The sequence below is a fragment of the Thioalkalivibrio sp. ALE30 genome (genome assembly GCF_000377465.1).
Lineage (GTDB): Bacteria > Pseudomonadota > Gammaproteobacteria > Ectothiorhodospirales > Ectothiorhodospiraceae > Thioalkalivibrio.
Map to the genome: position 1 here is coordinate 303,206 of NZ_KB898169.1, position 20,088 is coordinate 323,293.

The 20,088-nt window shown below is 68.3% G+C and carries 18 protein-coding genes and 1 riboswitch; of the genes, 12 read left to right on the plus strand and 6 right to left on the minus strand.

Annotation, left to right across the window (positions count from 1 at the left end):
* Positions 1 to 170 precede the first annotated feature (170 nt).
* The 4 genes from metK (at position 171) to D107_RS0104560 (ending at position 4,589) form a co-directional block, all read left to right on the plus strand.
* Positions 171 to 1,343 carry a methionine adenosyltransferase gene (gene metK / locus D107_RS0104545; protein ID WP_018865944.1) on the plus strand — a complete coding sequence of 391 codons (1,173 nt, stop codon included), beginning with the start codon at positions 171 to 173 and terminating at the stop codon, positions 1,341 to 1,343.
* Between the two features lie 33 nt (positions 1,344 to 1,376).
* Positions 1,377 to 1,458: riboswitch (S-adenosyl-L-homocysteine riboswitch) on the plus strand.
* 19 nt (positions 1,459 to 1,477) lie between these two features.
* Positions 1,478 to 2,890, plus strand: a complete 1,413-nt coding sequence (ahcY, locus tag D107_RS0104550; protein WP_018875962.1) for an adenosylhomocysteinase — start codon at positions 1,478 to 1,480, stop codon at positions 2,888 to 2,890.
* Positions 2,891 to 2,985: 95 nt separating this feature from the next.
* A complete protein-coding gene (gene metF / locus D107_RS0104555; RefSeq protein WP_018880872.1) occupies positions 2,986 to 3,840 on the plus strand; it encodes a methylenetetrahydrofolate reductase [NAD(P)H] in 855 nt (284 codons plus the stop codon).
* 5 nt (positions 3,841 to 3,845) lie between these two features.
* Positions 3,846 to 4,589 (plus strand): 16S rRNA (uracil(1498)-N(3))-methyltransferase, encoded by a 744-nt coding sequence (locus D107_RS0104560; RefSeq protein ID WP_018880873.1) that lies wholly within the window; start codon positions 3,846 to 3,848, stop codon positions 4,587 to 4,589.
* Positions 4,590 to 4,619: 30 nt separating this feature from the next.
* On the opposite strand, the gene D107_RS0104565 is transcribed toward D107_RS0104560, so the two are convergent.
* From D107_RS0104565 to D107_RS0104590, 6 genes are read right to left on the minus strand one after another with little or no spacing between them, the layout of a single operon-like run.
* Positions 4,620 to 5,111, minus strand: a complete 492-nt coding sequence (locus tag D107_RS0104565; protein ID WP_018880874.1) for a hypothetical protein — start codon at positions 5,109 to 5,111, stop codon at positions 4,620 to 4,622.
* Positions 5,108 to 10,876: an Hpt domain-containing protein gene (locus D107_RS0104570; protein ID WP_018880875.1), complete on the minus strand. Its 5,769-nt coding sequence runs from the start codon at positions 10,874 to 10,876 to the stop codon at positions 5,108 to 5,110. Before D107_RS0104570 ends, D107_RS0104565 begins: the two co-directional genes overlap by 4 nt.
* Positions 10,877 to 10,891: 15 nt before the next feature.
* Complete coding sequence (locus tag D107_RS0104575) at positions 10,892 to 12,982, minus strand: methyl-accepting chemotaxis protein (protein ID WP_018880876.1); 2,091 nt, start codon at positions 12,980 to 12,982, stop codon at positions 10,892 to 10,894.
* Between the two features lie 36 nt (positions 12,983 to 13,018).
* Positions 13,019 to 13,600: a chemotaxis protein CheW gene (locus tag D107_RS0104580; protein ID WP_018865951.1), complete on the minus strand. Its 582-nt coding sequence runs from the start codon at positions 13,598 to 13,600 to the stop codon at positions 13,019 to 13,021.
* Complete coding sequence (locus D107_RS0104585) at positions 13,597 to 13,962, minus strand: PleD family two-component system response regulator (RefSeq protein ID WP_018865952.1); 366 nt, start codon at positions 13,960 to 13,962, stop codon at positions 13,597 to 13,599. The genes D107_RS0104580 and D107_RS0104585 overlap by 4 nt, the downstream gene beginning before the upstream one ends.
* A 37-nt stretch (positions 13,963 to 13,999) precedes the next feature.
* The gene (locus D107_RS0104590) at positions 14,000 to 14,416 is read right to left on the minus strand and encodes a PleD family two-component system response regulator (RefSeq protein WP_026279175.1); all 417 of its coding nucleotides are present in this window, start codon (positions 14,414 to 14,416) and stop codon (positions 14,000 to 14,002) included.
* Between the two features lie 183 nt (positions 14,417 to 14,599).
* Between D107_RS0104590 and gshB the strand changes: the two genes are divergently transcribed.
* The 8 genes from gshB to pyrR all read left to right on the plus strand — a co-directional run bounded on the left by gshB (position 14,600) and on the right by pyrR (position 20,083).
* Positions 14,600 to 15,547: a glutathione synthase gene (gene gshB, locus D107_RS0104595; protein ID WP_018880877.1), complete on the plus strand. Its 948-nt coding sequence runs from the start codon at positions 14,600 to 14,602 to the stop codon at positions 15,545 to 15,547.
* Positions 15,548 to 15,552: 5 nt separating this feature from the next.
* On the plus strand, positions 15,553 to 16,590 hold the full coding sequence (locus D107_RS0104600) for an FAD:protein FMN transferase (RefSeq protein WP_018880878.1): 1,038 nt from the start codon (positions 15,553 to 15,555) through the stop codon (positions 16,588 to 16,590).
* Positions 16,587 to 16,961: a NusG domain II-containing protein gene (locus tag D107_RS0104605; RefSeq protein WP_018865956.1), complete on the plus strand. Its 375-nt coding sequence runs from the start codon at positions 16,587 to 16,589 to the stop codon at positions 16,959 to 16,961. The genes D107_RS0104600 and D107_RS0104605 overlap by 4 nt, the downstream gene beginning before the upstream one ends.
* Before the next feature lie 5 nt (positions 16,962 to 16,966).
* On the plus strand, positions 16,967 to 17,518 hold the full coding sequence (locus D107_RS0104610) for a Gx transporter family protein (protein WP_018877222.1): 552 nt from the start codon (positions 16,967 to 16,969) through the stop codon (positions 17,516 to 17,518).
* Positions 17,519 to 17,587: 69 nt separating this feature from the next.
* Positions 17,588 to 18,529 (plus strand): energy transducer TonB, encoded by a 942-nt coding sequence (locus D107_RS0104615; RefSeq protein WP_018877221.1) that lies wholly within the window; start codon positions 17,588 to 17,590, stop codon positions 18,527 to 18,529.
* 62 nt (positions 18,530 to 18,591) lie between these two features.
* Positions 18,592 to 19,170, plus strand: coding sequence for a YqgE/AlgH family protein (locus tag D107_RS0104620; protein ID WP_018865959.1), 579 nt, complete (start codon positions 18,592 to 18,594; stop codon positions 19,168 to 19,170).
* A gap of 2 nt (positions 19,171 to 19,172) precedes the next feature.
* A complete protein-coding gene (ruvX, locus tag D107_RS0104625) occupies positions 19,173 to 19,568 on the plus strand; it encodes a Holliday junction resolvase RuvX (protein ID WP_018865960.1) in 396 nt (131 codons plus the stop codon).
* Positions 19,565 to 20,083, plus strand: a complete 519-nt coding sequence (pyrR, locus tag D107_RS0104630; RefSeq protein WP_018865961.1) for a bifunctional pyr operon transcriptional regulator/uracil phosphoribosyltransferase PyrR — start codon at positions 19,565 to 19,567, stop codon at positions 20,081 to 20,083. The genes ruvX and pyrR overlap by 4 nt, the downstream gene beginning before the upstream one ends.
* Positions 20,084 to 20,088: the final 5 nt, after the last annotated feature.

Below are 20,088 nucleotides of genomic sequence, written 5' to 3' on the forward strand. Positions count from 1 at the left end.
ACCGGGGCAAGTCGCCCCCAGGGCGCGCCACGCTGCGCCCTCGCCACCGACCAGGGGGGCACATGCCCCTACCCTCGCCGGGGAGGGGCTTAGAAAAATCCCGCGAGTCGCGTTACACTAGCGGTCGTTTTGCGCAAAACTAAATGGAAACGACCATAAAGGAACGCCTAATGTCCAACGATTACATCTTCACTTCCGAGTCGGTCTCTGCGGGTCACCCCGACAAGATGGCCGACCTGGTCTCCGACACCATCGTCGACGCCATCATCGAGCAGGATCCGCACGCCCGTATCGCCTGCGAAACCGCCACCAAGACCGGCATGGTCATGCTGCTGGGCGAGATCACCACCGGCGCGCAGATCGACTACGAGAAGCTGGTGCGCGAGACGGTCTGCGAGATCGGCTACGACGACTCCGACAAGGGCTTCGACGGCAAGACCTGCGCCGTGCTGAACGTGCTGGGCGAACAGTCCCAGGACATCGCCATGGGTGTGGACCGCGACGTCTCCGACCGCGCCACCCAGGGCGCCGGCGACCAGGGCCTGATGTTCGGCTACGCCGCGCGCGAGACCGACACCCTGATGCCCGCCCCGATCTTCTACGCCCACAAGATGGTGCGTATCCAGTCCGAACTGATGAAGAGCGGCAAGCTGCCGTGGCTGCGCCCGGACGCCAAGAGCCAGGTCTCCCTGCGCTATGAAGACGGCAAGCCGGCCGGCCTGGACGCGGTGGTCCTGTCCACCCAGCACAGCCCGGACATCTCGCAGAAGGACCTGAAGGAAGCGGTCTACGAAGAGATCTTCAAGAAGGTCCTGCCGGCCGAGTGGCTGAGCCAGGTCTCCGACGACCAGATCCACATCAACCCGACCGGCAAGTTCGAGATCGGTGGTCCCGTGGGCGATGCCGGCCTGACCGGCCGCAAGATCATCGTCGACACCTACGGCGGCATGGCCCGTCACGGTGGTGGCGCGTTCTCCGGCAAGGACCCGTCCAAGGTGGACCGTTCCGCTGCCTACGCCGGCCGCTACGTGGCCAAGAACATCGTCGCCGCCGGCCTGGCCGACAAGTGCGAGATCCAGGTCTCCTACGCCATCGGCGTGGCCGAACCGACCTCGATCACCGTCGACACCTTCGGCACCGGCAAGCTGGATGACCGCAAGATCGAAGGCTTCGTCCGCGAAGCGTTTGACCTGCGTCCGTGGGGCCTGGTCCAGATGATGGATCTGCTGCGCCCGATCTACAAGCCGACTGCCGCCTACGGTCACTTCGGCCGCGAAGACGTCGACCTCCCCTGGGAGCGCACCGACAAGGCCGAGGAACTTAAGAAGATGGCGGGCCTCTAAGAGCACCCGACATTTTGTAAGCGAAATACCCATCCGGCTGAGGAGCGCTGCAGCGGTTTAACCGTCAGGCTCAGCCGGATGCTCCCCTGAAACGTGAACACGGCGCTCATCCAGATAGACGGAGAAGTTAATCCATGAATGCTGTGATGAACGACAAGAAAACGACCGATTACGTCGTCAAGGACATCAACCTTGCCGAATTCGGCCGCAAGGAAATCGCGATCGCCGAAACCGAGATGCCCGGTCTGATTCAGACGCGCGAAGAGTTCGCGGCCTCCAAGCCGCTGAAGGGCGCGAAGATCGCCGGCTCCCTGCACATGACCATCCAGACCGCGGTGCTGATCCAGACCCTGGAAGCCCTGGGTGCCGACGTGCGCTGGGCCTCCTGCAACATCTACTCCACCCAGGACCACGCCGCGGCCGCGATCGCCGACAACGGCACCCCGGTCTTCGCCGTGAAGGGCGAAACCCTGGAAGAGTACTGGGACTACTGCCACCGCATCTTCGAATTCGACGGCGGCGCCAACATGATCCTGGACGACGGTGGTGACGCCACGCTGCTGCTGCACCTGGGCGCCAAGGCCGAGAAGGACCAGTCGGTCATCGCCAAGCCGGAGAACGAGGAAGAAGAAGCCCTGTTCGCCAAGATCAAGGAACGCCTGGCCGAACAGCCGACCTGGTACTCCGACATGCTCGCCAAGATCCAGGGCGTGACCGAAGAGACCACCACCGGTGTCCATCGCCTGTACCAGATGGCGAAGGACGGCGAGCTGGCCTTCCCGGCGATCAACGTCAACGACTCGGTCACCAAGTCCAAGTTCGACAACCTGTACGGCTGCCGCGAGTCCACCGTGGACTCCATCAAGCGCGCCACCGACGTGATGATCGCGGGCAAGATCGCCGTGGTTGCCGGTTACGGTGACGTCGGCAAGGGTGCCGCCCAGTCGCTGGCCGGCCTCGGTGCCACCGTGTGGATCACCGAGATCGACCCGATCTGCGCCCTGCAGGCCTCGATGGAAGGCTTCCGCGTGGTCACGATGGAAGAAGCGGCCGACAAGGCCGAGATCTTCGTTACCGCCACCGGTAACAAGGACGTGATCACCGAAGATCACATGACCCGCATGAAGGATCAGGCCATCGTCTGCAACATCGGTCACTTCGACTCCGAGATCGCCGTGGCTGCGATGCGCAAGTACGAGTGGGAGAACATCAAGCCGCAGGTTGACCACATCATCCTGCCGAACGGCAACCGGATCATCATGCTGGCCGAAGGCCGCCTGGTGAACCTGGGCTGCGGCACCGGTCATCCGAGCTTCGTGATGTCCAACTCCTTCACCAACCAGACCCTGGCTCAGATCGAGCTGTGGACCAAGGGTGACCAGTACGACAAGAACGTCTACGTGCTGCCGAAGCACCTGGACGAGAAGGTCGCGCAGCTGCACCTGAAGAAGCTGGGTGCCAACCTGACCCGTCTGACCGACGAACAGGCCAAGTACCTGGGTCTGCCGGTGGATGGCCCGTTCAAGCCGGAACACTACCGCTACTGATCGGCCAGCCTCACATTTCAATTCGTTGTTAATGTGAACGCCGGGGCGGGCCGCATGTTCGTGCGGTCCGCCTTCTTTTTGTCTGGAGGACAAACATGTCTGCACAAGAACGCGTCTACAGCGTTGAGTTTTTCCCGCCCAAGGACGAGGCCGGAGCCGAGCGACTGGCCAAGGCCCGCAAGCGCCTGGGCGCCCTGAATCCCGAGTTCTATTCCGTCACCTTCGGCGCCGGGGGGTCCACCCGCGACCGCACTCTGGAGACGGTCAAGGACATCATCACCAACGACGGCATCCCCGCCGCCCCGCATGTCTCCTGTATCTCCTCGACCAGGGCCGAGCTGCACGAGCTGCTGTCGACCTACCGCGACATCGGGGTGAACCGCATCGTCGCGCTGCGCGGCGACCTGCCGTCCGGCACCAAGAACTCCGGCGGCGATTTCCGCTATGCCTCCGAGCTCGTGGAGTTCGTGCGCGCCGAGTTCGATGACCAGTTCAAGATCGAGGTCGCGGCCTATCCGGAGTTCCATCCGCAGGCGCCGAACGCCGAGAAGGACCTGGAGAACTTCAAGACCAAGGTGGACGCCGGCGCGGACGCCGCGATCACCCAGTACTTCTACAACGTGGATGCCTACGAGGCCTTCATGGAACGGGTCGAGAAGATGGGCATCACCATCCCGATCATTGTCGGGATCATGCCGATCACCAACTACACCCAGATCGTGCGCTTCTCCGAGATGTGCGGTGCCGAGATCCCGCGCTACATCCGCAAGCGGATGGAGGCCTTTGGTGACGACAAGGAGTCGATCCGCAAGTTTGGTATCGAGGTCGCCACGCGCCTGACCGATGACGTGCTGAACAAGGGTGCCCCCGGGATCCACTTCTATTCGATGAACCAGGCCGGGCCGACCGAACAGATCTGGAACGCCCTGGACCTCGACAACCGGAAGTAGCCCCCGTGCGCTGCCCCCGGCTGCTGCTCGAATCCGAGGCACTGGCCGCGGGGCGGTCGCTTCCCGCCCCGCAGGACCGCCTGCACTACGCCACCACGGTCCTGCGCCTGAAGAGCGGCGCCCCCTGCCGCGTCTTTGACGGCCTTGGCAACGAATTCGAGGCCACTCTCGAACTGAACGGTCGCCGCGACGGCACCTTCCACCTGGGCGAGCGTGCCGCGCCGCCGACCCACCCTGCCTTTCCGATCCACCTGCTCCAGGGCATTGCCCGCGGCGATCACATGGACCTGGCGATCCAGAAGGCCGTGGAGCTGGGCGTGCAGTCCATCCGTCCGGTACTCTGCGAACGCTCGCGTTCGGCCGCCGCCCACAAGGGCCTGGACAAGCGCCAGCGTCACTGGCAGGGAATCCTGCGCGCCGCAGCGGAACAGTGCGGGCGTAACGAGCTCCCCCAGCTGCAGGAGCCCGCTTCACCGGACACGGTCCTGTCGGGCTGGCATGACACCCTGGGCTTGCTTGCCGAGGAAGGGGCACCGGGACTGGATGCGTGCCTGGACGGTCGCAACCGTCCAGCGGCGGTCGCACTGTTCGTCGGGCCGGAAGGCGGCCTCACGCCCGCGGAGATCGAGCTGGCACGGGAGCGGGGATTCCTGGGGGTCGGGATGGGCCCGCGCACCCTGCGCACCGAAACCGCCGCGATGGCCCTGCTGACCCTGGTCCAGGCCCGCCTGGGCGACCTGCGGGGATAACGCCCGTCCCGCCCGGAGACCAATGCGGCTTCAGGCCGGCTGGGCCTCGGCAATCTCCAGCAGGCGCTGTTCGAGGGTGTCCAGGCGCAGCAGGTGCGTGGTCACACCGGAGGCCTTCACCCGCCAGGACCAGGGGGTGGCGTCGGAATCTTCCAGCGCGTAGATGTTCTGCGGGGTGATCTGCACAGGGTGCGGCGTCCCGCGCACCTCCAGCGCGTAGAACGGCAGGTGCTCCGGCTGCATGACCGCCTGCATCACCAGCAGGCGGGTAAAGCGGCGACGGTCGTCGCCGCTGTCGCGGCCAGGGTCCAGCAGCTGATTCACGTTGATCACCGGCACCTGCACGTCCTGCCAGACCAGGCTGGGCTCCAGCCAGGGGATCTCCGGGTGTTCGGCGTCCTGCTCCACGGCACCCGCGCGGGTGGTGACCTCGAGAAAGGCGCTGCGCGGCAGCAGGATGGAGCCTGTGTCCAGCTGCACGATCACGGCCTCGACCGCCTGGGTCTGTGCGTCGTCGCTCATGCCGGCACCTCCTGCAACTGCTCGCGGATGGCATTCAGCAGATCATTCTCCAGATACGGCTTGCCCAGATAACCATTCACCCCGAGGCGGTCGGCCCGCTCCCGGTGCTTGGTGCCGCTGCGCGAGGTGATCATGATGATCGGCACCTGCCCGAAGTCCGGGTGGTCCCGCACATGGGCGGCAAACTCGAAGCCATCCATGCGCGGCATCTCGACATCCAGCAGGATCAGTTGCGGCCGGCGCTCGTCGAGCAGACCCACGGCGTCCAGACCGTCGCGCGCGGTCACCACGTCGTAGCCGTGGCGGGTCAGCAGACGGGCCGTGACCTTGCGGATGGTGATCGAGTCGTCGACCACCATAATCCGCTTCGAGCTCGAGGCCTCGGATACTGCCTGCGGGGCTTCCGGCAGCGACGCGGTGGCCTCGGCAAAGCGCACCAGCATACTGAGGTCCAGAATCAGCATCACCGAGCCGTCGCCCTGCAGGGTGGCACCCGCCACCCCCGGGATGCGACTCAGCACCGGGCCCACCGACTTCACCACGACCTCCTGACTGCCCAGCAGGCCGTCGATGCGCAGGGCCACGCGCCGGTCATCCGCCCGCACCAGCAACAGCGGGAAGGGATGATCCGGGAAGTGCTCGACCCCGGCCTGGCTCTCCACGCCCATCAGGTCGCCCAGGCCACGCACCTCGTAGTCCTGCCCGATGTAGTTGTAGGTCGCCTTGGCATCCTGCGAGTCGATCTCTTCGGCGCGGGCGCGGACCACGCCCTCGACCGAGGCCATCGGGACCGCGAAGGTCTCCTCGCCCACCTGGACCAGCAGGGCCTGGGAGATGGCCAGCGTAAACGGCAGGCGCATGGTGAAGCGCGAGCCCTTGCCGGGCGTCGACTGGATCTCCAGCGTGCCGCCGAGCTGTTTCACGTCGCTGTTCACCACGTCCAGACCCACCCCGCGACCGGCCACCTGAGAGACCTCCGCAGCGGTGGAGAAGCCGGACTGCAGGATCAGCTGCAGGGCCTGGGCGTCCGAGACTTCGGCATCGGGGGCGATCAACCCGCGCTCGAGCGCGCGGGCACGGATGGCCTCGGCGTCGATGCCGCGACCATCGTCGGTCACCTGCAGACGGATCTCGCTGCCCGACTGCTCCAGGCTGACATCGATCTGACCCTGGACCGCCTTGCGCGCCTGCTCGCGCTCGGCCGGTGCCTCGATACCATGGGCGATGGCATTGCGCAGCAGGTGTTCCAGGGGCGACACCAGTCGTTCCAGCAGGGCGCGGTCGAGTTCGGCCCCCTGGCCGGTGAACTCCACCCGCACCGGCTTGCCGAGATCCTCGCCCGCCTGGCGCACCACGCGGCGCAGACGGGGCGCCATGCGGGCGAAACGCACCATACGCTGGCGCATCAGCTGATCCTGCAGGTCCGTGCCGACGCGGCGCTGCTGCAGCAGGATGCCGCCGGCATTCTGGAGTTCGTCGCCGACTTCCTGCTTGAGGGCCTCGAGGTCACTGACACTTTCGGCCAGGGCCCGCGACAGCTGCTGGATCCCGGAGTAGCGGTCCATCTCCAGCGGATCGAAGTCCAGGGCCTCCTCGCCACTCTCCTCCTCCACCCGGAACAGGATCTGCGCCTCGGTCTCGATCTCGAGCTTGCGCAGCTGGTCGCGCAGACGCGCGATGGTGCGCTCGAGTTCGTCGACCTGGCCCTCGACCCGCCCGACCGTCTGCTCGAATCGACGATGGAAGGTTGCCAGCTCGCCGGCGTTGTTCACCAGGCTGTCGAGGACCTCGGCGTCCATGCGGACCTGGTCCTGAATACGGCGCCCCTCGGATTCCGGCGGCTCGTGGCTGCGCTGGTCCCCCGCTGCGGCCGGCATTGCCGCCTCGGCAGCCGGTGCGTCGGTCTCCGCGTCGCCCGCATCGGCCTCGGTCTCCGCTGGTGCGCCCGCCTCAGGCTCGGGCGATTCGCCGGCCTCGCCGGCGGCCCAGCTCCGCAGCGCCGGCAGCGATTCGCTGGCCGACTCGTCCATCTGCCAGGCCCCGACCCCGCGCTCCACCAGATGCTGGACATCCGTCAGGGCGCGCTCGGTGAGCTGGAAGAAGCCATCGCGCGGCTCGAGACCGGTCTCGGTCTCCACGCTCAGCGCGCTCTCGAGCGCGTGCGCGATGGCGCCGACCACAGTGAAACCGGCCATGCGGGCACTGCCCTTCAGGGTATGCACCTCGCGCTGGAAGGCGTTCTGGTCCGGACCGGGCCGCCCCCCGGCCTCGCGCCAGCCATGGAGGGCGGCGAACGCGGCCTCCAGGATATCCCGGGCCTCCTCGATGAAGACCTCGGCAAACTCCCAGTCGATCTCCAGCTCGGGCTCGGGCTCGGGCTCGGCGCCCGCTTCCGGCTCCGGGGACACCTCGGGCGCCGCTTCGGCGGCTTCGGGTTCGTCGAATTCCGGCGATTCCTCCTCGCTGGACTGCTCCTCGGCACGCAGCAGTTGCTCGGCGGTCGCGTGATCCAGCAGGGCGTAGACCTCGGGGGCCCAGGACGGCGGATCCAGCACCTTGGCCGGATCGGGTTCCTCGTCGGCCACCGCCTCGGCGACGTAGGTCTCCAGCCGGCGCAGCAGCTCGACGGCCTCGCCCGACAGGGCCCATTCCATATCCCGGTGGATGCGAATCAGGCGCTCGAACGGGCCGCAGACCGAGTAGATACCGCGGATGTCCGCCGTGCGCGCGCTGCCGTTCAGGGTGTGCAGCGCGCGCTCCAGATCATGATTCGGGATCCGGTCCGGGCGCCATTGCGATTCATCCAGCCAGCCCCGCAGGGTGAGCAGGTGCACCTGGGCCTCGGCGGCAAAGACCTGCCATAGCTGTGGGTCGGTCTCCATGCGCGCGGCCGAGTCTCCCGCCGAGGCCTCCGCGAGGTCCCCCTCGTCCGGTGCCGGTTCGTCGATCCCCGGCTCTCCGGGCGCAACCCCCTCCAGTTCCGGGGTATCGGCCTCCGGCTCGAGCGCGCCCTCCACGGGCAGCGAGTCGCCCCCCTCCAGGATCTCTTCCGTCACCTCGAAGGCATCGGCCGGGAGCTCGAGATCGTCCAGATCCAGCGGTTCGACATCCGGCGCGGAAGCCCGCAAGTCGTCGCTGCCCGCCACCGGGGCTGACTCCCCTTCCGGCTCTGCGTCGGGAACAGACGCGTCCGACTCGGGGACGGATGGCTCCAGCGCATCCGGCGGGAGGTCCGGCACGAACGCACCGGATTCCTGGAGGAGTTCGTCGGCAGCCTCATCCTGGTCTGGCTCCACAGGCTCCAGGGTCTCGCTGGATGCCGCAGCGGCCGGGGCGTCCAGATCATCCAGGGTGCGCGCCAGTGCCTCGAATTCGGCTTCCGCACCGGACGGAGCGGCGGGGGCCATGGGCTCTTCGTCCGCCTCGGCCTCGGCTTCCGGCTCGCCACCGGCCAGGGCCCGCAGGCGCAGGGCGATATCGAGGACGGGGGTATCCGGTCCGGTGTCATCCCGGACCTCGCTCACCAGGCCCGGCAGGACCCCGATGGCGTCCTCGATAACCTGCAGGGTGGCGTGGTCCGCCTCATGCCCGGAATCCAGCAGGCGATTGAGGAAGGACTCCACCGCCCAGGCGAACTCGCCCAGACGCAGGGCCCCGGCCAGCCGCCCCGAACCCTTCAGGGTATGGAAGGAGCGGCGGATCACCGAGAGGGTGTCGAGGTCCGCCGGGTTGGACTGCCACAGCGGGAAATGCTGGGTCAGGCTGGCCACCTCCTCGTCCGCCTCCTCGAGGAAGATCTCGAGGATCTCCGGATCGACGTCGGGGCCACGCACCTGGTCCGCCAGCACCGCATCGTCAAAGGGCAGGGAATCACGTCCCCCGGCGGGCACCGAGCTCGTCGGGGGTGCAGCGGCCGCGACGTCGGTCGCGGGGATCCCGGCCTCGGCCCCCGGCTCCGGGGCGTTCTCCGCCGGCAGATCCTCGAGCGTGCCGGAGTCGAACGCCACCTCGTTGTCAGTCACCGGTTCGGCCGAGTCGTGCTCCGGCGCCGCCTCCGGGGCGTCCCCGGCCTCGGGAACCGCGGCCAGCGGCGCATCCGCGCCATCACCACCGGAGATCGCGCCGATGCGCTGCAAGGCCGCGATGCCGCGCTCGTGCACGCTGTCCAGTTCGCGCCAGGGCTGACCGGACGACTCGAGGGCCACCTCGATGCTGCTGAGAACCTCGGCCAGGGCCTCGACCTCGCCCTCCTCCAGCTCCGTGGCCGCCCTGCCGGCGCGGGCATCCAGATGCCGGATCAGCGGACCGAGGAGGGCATGCAGTGCCTCGAAGCCCGACATCGACATAGCCCCCTCGATGCGCCGCAGGCCCTCGCGGGCCTCGTCGAGGCCGCTTTCGCCAGCCTCCGCCCCGGCGTCGAGAAAACCGAGGAAGATGTCACGCACCCGGCGAACATCGACCAGGGCCTCCTTGTAGACCGCCGCCGCCAGCGCGCGATCGAACTCCGCCTGCGGCGTGGGGCTGTGGCTCTTCCGCCGCAGACCGGACTCGAGCAGGGATTCGAGAGCCAGCAGGTGTTCCGCCAGCACCATGTCGACCTGTTCGTCGGCCTCGCCCGCACGCTCGGGGGTCAGCGACGCCGCCAGGGCATCGGTATGCTCCTGCCCGGATTCCAGACCCAGCAGGCTGAGCGTGGAACCGATCCGCTCGACCTGTTCGCGCAGATGAGCGAGGTCCTCGGCGCCCCGCACCGCGGAGCGCATGAGTACGTCCAGCCGCTCGCGTACCTCGGCGAGGTCGTCTTCCAGCGCCTGGCGCAGGTTGTCGTAGACCGAACGACCGACGCTGCCGGCGTCGTCCTCGAGGCCGAGGCCGTCGAGGCCGAACACCTCGCGCACCGCAAGGGTCTGCTCCCCTTCCGAAGTGGCGCAGGCCACGTGGAACAGCAGGGTCTTGATCAGGTCCGAAGGCGCCGCGTATTCGGGCTCCGAGCCCGCATCGCCGCTCTCCAGGTGGGCCGAGAGCGCGTTCAGGTAGCGCCCGAGTTCACGGTCGACCCGCCCGACCAGGCGCCGCACGTCGGTATCGGCCTCGACACCCCCGGCGGCGACCGCCTCCAGCACCGCACCGGCGACCCAGAACAGGCGGCGGGCCTCGCCCGCCGGAACAACCTCCTCGACCGTGCGGGCAGTTGCCTGGAGGCGCGCGGCCGGCGCCGTGGCATCCTCGCCGCGCACCAGTTCCAGGAGGTCCCGCTGAAAGCGGCGGCGCGCCTGCTGCAGGACCGGGAGCCGCGCTGCCGGGTCCAGCACCTCGCCACCGGAACCCACGCGGTCATCGTCGACGGCCTGCGGGTCCGGCATCAGCGCCGCGACGTCCAGCAACAGCGATGCCCCCCGGCTGCTGCGCAGCTCGTTCAACAGCGGGACCAGGATCATCGGCGAGGGCAGTTCGCCATCGCCCTCGTTCTCGAGATAGTCCGGAAGCTGCAGGGACGCCCGCAGCAAGGGCTCGGTGGCCGCCACGTTGGGCTCGTCGGCCTGCTGCAGTTCGTCCAGGACCTGGAGCATCTCGTCGAGGATCAGGACCACACTCTCGACCTGGACCATGACCAGGGTATTGCGGATCTGCTCGACCCGACTGCGCGCCTCGGCCAGACAGTCACCGCAGGTCGGGTCGTCGGAATACCGCCGCAATGCGTCCTGGACCTCGACAAACAGCTTGTCGAGCTCGTCGCGGACCCAGTTCAGTGCGCTGGATGCCATCGGCCGGGTCCGCCGTCAGGCCCGTTGTTCGTCGGAGGACGTCGTATCGGCGTCGGGATCGGGATCCACCGCATCGGGGTCCTCGCCAACGGCCTCGGTAGCGCTGCCCGGCTCGGGCAGCTTGAAGTCCGATACCGAGGACTGCAGCTGGGCCGAGAGCTGGGCCAGATCCCCGATCGCCGCCGCGGTGGACTGCGTCCCCTGCGTGGTCTCGGAGGTAATTTCGCGGATCTGCGCCATGATGGAGGTCACGTCCTGCGCCATCTCGGACTGCTTGCGGGCCGAGGAGGAGATACCGTCGATCAGGTCCGCGAGATCGGCGGAGACCTGTTCGATCTCGGACAGCGCCTCGCCCGCGGCCTGGGCCAGTTCGGCCCCCTGGACCACGTTGGCGGTACTTTGCTCCATGGAGCTCACGGCCTCGCTGGTATCCGCCTGGATGGCCTTGACCAGGCCTTCGACCTGACGGGTCGCGGAGGACGAACGTTCCGCGAGGCGCTGGACTTCGTCGGCCACCACCGCGAAGCCGCGGCCGGCCTCGCCCGCCGCGGAGGCCTGGATCGCCGCGTTCAGTGCCAGCACGTTGGTCTGTTCGGCGATGTCGTTGATCAGCCCGATGATGTCGCCGATCTCCTGCGAGGATTCGCCCAGTCGCTTGATCCGCTTCGCGGTCTCCTGGATCTGCTCGCGGATACTGTCCATGCCCTCGATGGAGCGGCGCACGGTGCCGGCCCCGCGGGACGCGATCTCCACCGAGTTACGTGCCACGGAGGCCGACTGCTCGGCATCCTGGGCCACCTTGTCCACCGAACGCGAGACCTCGTCGATCGCGTCATCCGCGCGCTGGATCTCGCGGGCCTGTTCTTCCGACTTCTCGGCCAGCCCCAGCACCTGCGAACGGGTGGACGCCGAGGACTCACTGATGTCGGCCGCCACCGTGTTGATGGTCGCGACCAGGGTACGCAGGTTCTCGATCGCGTAGTTCATCGAGTCCGCGATGGCGCCGGTGAAGTCCTCGGTCACCGTCGCGTTCACGGTGAGGTCGCCATCGGCGAGGTTCATCATCTCGTCAAGCAGGCGCAGGATCGCCTGCTGGTTGCGCTCGTTCTGGGCCTCGGTCTCGGCCAGTTCGCGCTTGGTGTCGCGGTAGAGGAACAGCCCCATCGCGATCAGCAGCAGCAGCGCCAGGCCACCAAAGCCGAAGCCGATCAGGGCGATCACGCCCGCCCGTTCGGCCTCCCGCGTGATGGCGGTCTCGAACGCGCCGGTCGTCTCGAGCATCGCGCCACTGCTGGCCTCGACACTGGAGGCTGCGGCATTGACCTCGAACACCTGGGTAGAGGTATCCAGAACCCCTTCCACCGCCTCGCTGAAGGCCACGAACAGCGTGGCGATCTCCTGCAGCAGGGCCCGTGCCTGCGGGTCGTCAACCGGCTCCACACCCAGCGGGGCGAAGCCCTCGATCAGCCCGTCCAGCACCCGCCCGTACAGCGTCGCGTCACGCTCGAAGCGTTCGATGGCGGCGGCGGCCTCGGCGCCACCCTGCAGCACCCGGCCGAGGTTGTTGGCGATCCGCTGGATCAGCATGGTCTGGCGTGCTGCCACATAGACCTGCTCGGGCGGCTCGCCGATCTGGGTCATGCGCCGCACGACATCATCGGACAGCCGCGACAGTTCCGGAGAGAAGGCCGCCACCGCGTCGGAGAACTCGGTGATCAACTGGATATCCGAACGCCCGAGGATGACCGTGTTGATATGGTCCCGATAGGCGGACCACTCGCGGTCCACGGTGGCGATGTCCTCCTGCAGGGGTTCCGGCAGCGGCTGCAGCCCTTCGCCCCCGGTGCGGATCCGTTCCAGACGTGCCTCGAAGTCATCCCGCAGCGACTGCAGGTCGGAGAATGCCTGCTCGGAACCCGCGGCGGCCTCCAGCGAGCTGGTGGCCAGCCGCTGCGACAGCAGGCGCAGGTCGTTGGCCAGCGCGATCCGGTCACGATACTGGCTCTGCTCGTACTCGTGGTAGGTAAAGGCCCCGCCGGTCGCGATCAGGGCCAGCACCAGCAGCCCCCCGAGGACAAAATTACGTGCGCGACGACTCGATCCCATCAGTTCATACCCCCTGTCGCAGCCCCGCGCCCCGCGTCATCCGACTGCGGCTGCGGACTGTTCGCTACTGGATGTACCGGCCAAGCCCGTGCCGGTAAAGCGATTGTTGTCATTCAGCAGCAGATCCAGATCCAGCACCGGATGCAGCCGGTGCCCGAGATCGAATCCGCCGGTAATAAAGGGTCGGACAGCCTCGGGGACCGAGACTTCCAGACGGCGCTGGGACGGGATGCAGCGGCGCATCCCCTCGACCTGACTGACCAGCAGCCCGGCCATGCCCTGGCCCTGCGGCGCCACCACGATCCGCTGCCCGGTCGCGTCGTCCGGCAATGGCCGGTCCAGCAACAGCTTGCCCATATCGAACACCGGCAGCACCAGCCCGCGCAGGTTGCCCACCCCCAGCACGGCGGCATCCGCCAGCGGTACGCGGGTGAGCGTCATCGGATCGGCCACTTCGGCGATCGCGTCCATGTCGACCAGAAAGCGGAAATCGCCAACACGCAGCAAGACCCCGCGCCAGCCCGTACCAATGTCCCGCCGCAACTCGCGATTGACGCGGCGCCCTTCGCGATCAAGGCTCGCGATCAGCGCAAACGGCGAGGACAGGTCGGTCTTCATGCCGAAAGGTACTTCCCGATGGTTTCCAGCAGGTTCTTCTCGACCACCGGCTTGGTGATGTAGTCCCGGGCCCCCTGGCGCATCGCCCAGACCCGGTCGGTCGCCTGATCCTTGGTGCTGACCACGACGACCGGCACATGCGCCGTCTCCTCGGCCTGGGACAGCTGGCGGGTCGCCTGGAAGCCGTTCAGCCCGGGCATCACGACATCCATCAGCACCAGATCCGGGACCTGCGACTTCGCGGCCGCGACCCCGTCCTCGCCGCTCTCGGCGGTGGTCACCGAATGCCCGTGCTTCTCGAGCATGGTACGCAGCACGTGGATCTCGGTCGGGGAATCGTCAACGATCAGAATACGGGCCATGGGGTTCGTCTTTCCTTGGTTGGTGTGGCGGAACGCGTCATGCCGAGGGGCTGGCGTACTGACGCATGGCACCCAGGAGGTCGTCCCTGGTAAATGGCTTGGTGAGGTAATCCTCCGACCCCACGACGCGGCCTTTCGCCTTGTCGAACACACTGTCCTTGCTGGACAGCATGATGATCGGCGTGGCGCGGAACTGCTTGTTGTTCTTGATCAGCGCGCAGGTCTGGTAGCCATCCAGGCGCGGCATCATGACGTCGATGAAGATAATGTCCGGACGCGACTCGGCGACCTTGGACAGCGCCTCGAAGCCGTCCACGGCGGTAATGACCTCGGCCCCGTGCTTTTGCAGCAAGGATTCGGCGGTGCGCCGAATGGTCTTGCTGTCGTCGATCACCATGACCTTGAGTCCCTGAAACTCGGTGGCCGAGTCCGCTTCGGCAAGCGCGTTAGACACCTTCTCCCCCCCTGGCCATTTCGCCCCGAATCTAGCGGAAGCGGGGCCGTGTGACAAACAGCACACCATGATATTGCATCGCGCGCAGCGCAATGCATCGAACACCGCCACCACCCTCCGGGTGCCGCGCGAGCTTCGATCAGCGTGGCATACTGCCCGGACACCCCGCACGATCGAGGCAACGTGACCACGAACATTGCCATCCTGATGGACCCGGTGGCGGACATCAAACCCTGGAAGGACACCAGCTTCGCGATGATGCTGGCCGCGCAGGCCCGCGGGCACCGCCTGCACTATCTCGAGCCGGCCGATCTGTGGATCGAGGAGGGCCGCGCGAGCGCGCGCAGCCGCCCCATCGAGGTGCGTGACCAGCGCGACGACTTCTTCCGCCTGGGCGATCCGGAGACGGGCCCGGCGGCCCGTTTCGATGTGCTGCTAATGCGCAAGGATCCACCGTTCGATCTCGAATACATCTATGCGACCTACGCCCTCGACCTCGCCGAACGCGAGGGCGTGCGGGTGTCGAACCGGCCGCAGGCCCTGCGCGACGTCAACGAGAAGGCCTTTACCGCGCACTTCCCGCAGTGCTGCCCGCCCACGCTGATCACCCGCGACCGAAGCCGCATCCGCGCCTTCCTCGAGGTGCAGGGCGATATCGTGGTCAAGCCGCTGGACGGGATGGGCGGGGCGTCGGTGTTCCGCATCCGCCAGGGCGACCCGAACACCTCGGTCATCCTCGAGACCATCACCGAATTCGACCAGCGCAGCGTGGTCGCCCAGCGCTTCCTGCCGGAGTTCACCGAGGGTGACAAGCGCATCATCCTGGTCGGCGGCGAGCCCTGCCCCGATGCCCTGGCGCGCATCCCCGCCGCGGGCGAGAGCCGCGCCAACCTCGCCGCGGGCGGCCGCGGCGAGGCCCGCCCGCTGACCGAGCGCGACCGCTGGATCTGCCGCGAGATCGCCCCGGAACTCAAGGCCCGCGGCCTGGATTTTGTCGGCATCGACGTCATCGGCGACTACCTGACCGAGATCAACGTCACCAGCCCCACCGGCGTGCGCGAGCTGGACGCCACCGGTCACGACCTCGCCGGCCAGTACATCGACTATCTCACCCGCCCGATCGAAGGATGACCGGCATGCGCCGCGCGACGACCCTCACCCTGCTCCTGCTGCTCGCCACCCTCCTGCTGGCCGCCTGCGGCCGCGAGGAACCGGATACCGAACAGCTGGGCTTCTACGCCTTCGGGACTCTGGTGGACCTCAGCCTGTACCCCGCGGGCCAGTATGACGTGGAGGCCATCGGGACCGCGGTTCAGGAGGAACTGGAGATCCTGCATACCTCCTGGCATGCCTGGGAACCCGGATCCCTTGGCCGGACCAACGAACTGCTGGCCCTGCAGGGCGAATTCAGCGCCCCGCCCTCGGTCCTGCCGCTGATCGAGCGCGGCCGCGAGATAGAGGCCCTCAGCGAGGGGCTGTTCAACCCCGCCCTGGGCAAACTGGTGGCGGCCTGGGGCTTCCATCAGGACGACCCCCAGGGCCCGCCGCCGGACGACGCAACCCTGGCGGAACTGCTGGACGCCCCCCCGAGCATGCAGGATATCGAACGCAATGGCGTGCGCCTGCGGGGCACCCACCCGGACCTGCAGCTCGATTTCGGCGGGCTGGCCAAGGGGCTGGCGGTAGAGCGGGTGCTGGACCTGCTCGCGGAACTCGGGGTGGAGGCCGCGATCTTCAACGCCGGCGGCGACCTGATGACCCTGGGCCGCCCCGAGACACGCCCGTGGCGCGTGGGCATCCGCCACCCGCACGGCGGCGTGCTCGGCAGCATCGAACTGGACGGCGGCGAAGCCCTGTTCACCTCCGGCGACTACGAACGCGGCTATGACTGGGACGGCACGCGCATCCACCACGTGATTGACCCGCGCACCGGCCGTCCGAGCCAAGGCATCGACAGCGCCACCGTGCTCCACCACGACCCCGCCCTGGCCGACGCCGCCGCCACCACGCTGATGATCGCCGGCCCGGAGGCCTGGCCGGAATACGCCCGCAAGATGGGCATCGACCACGCACTGGTGGTACTGGAAGACCGCATCGAGGCCACGCCGGCACTGGCCGACCGGGTACAACCCGGCCGCGACCGCGAGCCATTCGTGGTGCGCGAACTGCCGTGAACGCCGGCCGGCTGCGCTGGGGTGACGCGCTGATCGGCAGCCTGGCCGCCGGGATCGTGGTGGCGGCCTTCGTGCTGGCCTACACCCCTGCGGGCGATGCCCGGGTGCTGGTCATCAGCCAGGCCGGGGTCGCGCCGCAGCACGAACCCCTGGATCGCGCCCGGGTCCTCGAGGTCCAGGGCCCGGCCGGCATCACCCGTATCGAGATCGAACCGGGCCGGGCACGCTGTGCCGACTCCCCCGGGCGCCAGGACATCTGCGAGTCCAGCGGCTGGCTGCAGGCCCACGGCGACGTTGCCGTGAGCCTGCCCAACCGGCTGACGCTGCAGGTGCTCGGCACCGACCCCGGCTTCGACAGCATGCATTATTGAATCCCGTGGCGCCCGGGCATCCGCAGGCTGGCAGCGACGCCCGTGACCGGGCCATCGCCGCGCTCGCCGCCATCGCGATCGGCATCCAGATCCTCGAGGCCGCGATCCCCAGCCCGATCCCGGGCATCAAGCCGGGGCTGGCGAATATCGTCACCCTGATCACGCTGCTGGCCCTGGGCTGGCGCGCGGCTGTGGCGGTGACGCTGCTCCGCGTGGTCGGCAGCAGCCTGCTGCTGGGGACGCTGCTGAGCCCCGCCTTCTGGCTGTCGCTGGCCGGGGCCGTCGCGAGCCTCGCCCTGCTGGCGGTCCTGCGCCCCTTCGCCCCCCGCCATGTCGGACCGGTCGGTCTGGGCATCGCGGCGGCGATGGCGCACGTCGCGGGCCAGTTCCTGCTCGCCTGGGCAGTGATCATCCCGCATCCCAATCTGCCCCTGGTGCTGCCCCCGCTGTTGCTCGCCGCCCTGATCACCGGCAGCCTGACCGGTATACTGACCGCCCAGGTCCTCGCCGATCCGCGAATCCAGCGTCATGTCCACACTCCCCAGCCCAGCCAGTAGCCCCCGTCGAACCCGCGCGCTTGTGGGCGTCGGGGCCGTGCGTGGCCGCCCCGCCGGGCCGGAGGCGGCATGACGCCCCACGCCAGTCCGGGCACGCCCCCGCCGGAGACGCCGCGCGTGCAGGACCACCTGGGGACCATGATCTTCCTCGCGGTGGTCGCCCACGCGCTGATCATCCTGGGGATCGGCTTCGCGGTCGACCCGATCGAAAGCCCGACCCGCGAACCGCTGGACATCACCTGGGTCACCGATCCCGACGCCCCGCCGCCGGAGCCGGACGAAGCGGTCGAGCACATCGCCACCCGGGACCAGGCCGCCAGCGGCGAGGGCGAGGAGATCCAGGAGGCACAGGCGCCGGAGGCAGAGGATGCCGGGATCGGCGAGCCCGAGCCGGAGGGCCTCGATGCACCATTGCCGGAGGCCGGCCCGCTGGTCATGGACCCGGCACAGCCGGAACCCGAACCGGAACCCGACGCGGTCGCCGCCGACACGCCGGACGCACACGCCGCGGCACCCGAGGTCGCCGACCCCGAGCCGCTGGAGTCCCCCGATGCCGAAGACCGGCCCTCGGCAGCAACCCTGATGAACCGTGGCCTGGAGAGCGCCCGCGCGGCGCCCGCGGAGGAGCGCCAGGCATTCTCGACCCGGGCCAGCCGCACCCGCTACCTCGACAGCCTCGCCGCGCGCAGCGCCCCCGAGGCCGCCTACCTGCAGGCCTGGATCAACAAGGTCGAACGCCTGGGCAACCTGAACTATCCGGACGAGGCGCGGCGGCGCGGCCTGTCCGGGACCCTGGTCCTGTCGGTGCGCATCAACCCGGCGGGCGAACTGCTCGATATCCAGGTCGCCCGCAGCTCCGGGGAACCGGTCCTGGACCAGGCGGCGATCCGCATCGTGGAGCTGGCGGCCCCCTATGCCCCGTTCACGGACGCCATGCGCGAGGAATACGACGAACTGGTGATCACCCGCACCTGGGCCTTCCGCCGCGACCAGATGCAGCAGATCCGCTGACGGATCGGCCCAGCCCCGCCGGCTGCCTTGCGACCGGCCGGGTCAGCATCGATACTGGAGCCATGAATCCGACGACCGCCCGCCACGAGCCCGACAGCCTGCGCGATCACTTCCTGATCGCGATGCCGAGCCTGAACGATGGCTACTTCAGCCATGCGGTCACCTATATCTGTGACCACGACGAAGAGGGCGCGCTGGGGCTGGTCATCAATCAGCCTACCGAGTTCTCGCTGCGCGAACTGCTGGAGCACGTGGAACTGGAGCCCGGCGAGGACCTGCCGGAGATGCCGGTCTACCGCGGCGGCCCGGTGCAGCCGGAACACGGCTTCGTGCTGCATTCCGCCGAGCAGACCTGGCGCGGCAGCCAGCCCATCACCGACTCCATCGTGTTGACCACCTCGCGCGATATCCTCGAGGCAATTAACGCCGGGCAGGGCCCGCGCCGGGTCCTGATCGCGCTGGGCCACGCCGGTTGGGGCCCTGGCCAGCTGGAGAGCGAGCTGGCCGAGAATGCCTGGCTCACCGCCCGCGCCGACGCCGACATCCTCTTTGACCGCCCCAGCGCCGAGCGCTGGCGCGCCGCCGCCGAACTGATCGGCATCGACGTCAATCTGATCAGCTCGGCCTCCGGCCACGCCTGATCGTGGGGCTGCTGGCGTTCGACTACGGGCGACGCCGAATCGGGGTCGCGGTCGGCGAAGAGCTGACCGGCTCGGCCCGCGGCCTGCGCACGTTCGCCAGCGACGCGCCCGACCTGTGGTCCGGCATCGACACGCTGGTGGCGGAATGGGCCCCGGAGGGTTTCGTGGTCGGCTGGCCGACCCAGGCGGACGGCAAGCCCACGCCACTGGCGCGGCGCATCCGGGGCTTCGCCCGCACCCTCGAAGAACGCTACGGGCAACCGGTATACTGGAGCGACGAGCACCTGACATCCCACCTGGCCCGCGAGCGCCGCCGGCCGGGACGCCACGACCCGGGGCTGGACGCCCATGCCGCCGCGGTCATCCTCGAAGGCTGGTTTCTGGAGAACGCATCATGACGCCGGACGTCCCGACCTTGCTCGACGACATGGCCGAACAGGCCCGCCACCATCTCAAGACCCACGGGATCGACCAGCCGATCGTCGTCGGCATCCATTCCGGTGGCGTCTGGATCGCGGAGCACCTGCGCGAACGCCTGGGGGTGGAGCGCCCCCTGGGCAAGCTCGACATCAGCTTCTACCGCGACGACTTCTCGCGCATCGGCATGCACCCGCAGGTACGTCCCTCCGAGTTGCCGGAGGATCTGGACGGAGAGCACGTGCTGCTGGTCGACGACGTCCTGTTCACCGGGCGCACCATCCGCGCGGCGCTGAACGAGCTGTTCGACTACGGCCGCCCCGCCTCGGTAACCCTGGCGGTGCTGGTCGAGCGCGACGGACGCGAACTGCCCATGGAGGCCGCGATCGTCGGGGCCCACATGGAGCTCGGCAAGACCGAACAGATCAAACTGCGCGGGCCCGAGCCGCTGCGCCTGGAGCGGGTCGCCATCGACCCCGAGGACCTGAAGGCCTGAGCCAG

Bases quoted from the DNA above. Each gene is read 5' to 3' on its own strand.
- metK (WP_018865944.1), top strand. From the start codon at position 171: ATGTCCAACGATTACATCTTCACTTCCGAGTCGGTCTCTGCGGGTCAC.
- ahcY (WP_018875962.1), top strand. From the start codon at position 1,478: ATGAATGCTGTGATGAACGACAAGAAAACGACCGATTACGTCGTCAAG.
- metF (WP_018880872.1), top strand. From the start codon at position 2,986: ATGTCTGCACAAGAACGCGTCTACAGCGTTGAGTTTTTCCCGCCCAAG.
- D107_RS0104565 (WP_018880874.1), bottom strand. From the start codon at position 5,111: ATGAGCGACGACGCACAGACCCAGGCGGTCGAGGCCGTGATCGTGCAG.
- D107_RS0104570 (WP_018880875.1), bottom strand. From the start codon at position 10,876: ATGGCATCCAGCGCACTGAACTGGGTCCGCGACGAGCTCGACAAGCTG.
- D107_RS0104575 (WP_018880876.1), bottom strand. From the start codon at position 12,982: ATGGGATCGAGTCGTCGCGCACGTAATTTTGTCCTCGGGGGGCTGCTG.
- D107_RS0104580 (WP_018865951.1), bottom strand. From the start codon at position 13,600: ATGAAGACCGACCTGTCCTCGCCGTTTGCGCTGATCGCGAGCCTTGAT.
- D107_RS0104585 (WP_018865952.1), bottom strand. From the start codon at position 13,962: ATGGCCCGTATTCTGATCGTTGACGATTCCCCGACCGAGATCCACGTG.
- D107_RS0104600 (WP_018880878.1), top strand. From the start codon at position 15,553: ATGCGCCGCGCGACGACCCTCACCCTGCTCCTGCTGCTCGCCACCCTC.
- D107_RS0104615 (WP_018877221.1), top strand. From the start codon at position 17,588: ATGACGCCCCACGCCAGTCCGGGCACGCCCCCGCCGGAGACGCCGCGC.
- D107_RS0104620 (WP_018865959.1), top strand. From the start codon at position 18,592: ATGAATCCGACGACCGCCCGCCACGAGCCCGACAGCCTGCGCGATCAC.
- pyrR (WP_018865961.1), top strand. From the start codon at position 19,565: ATGACGCCGGACGTCCCGACCTTGCTCGACGACATGGCCGAACAGGCC.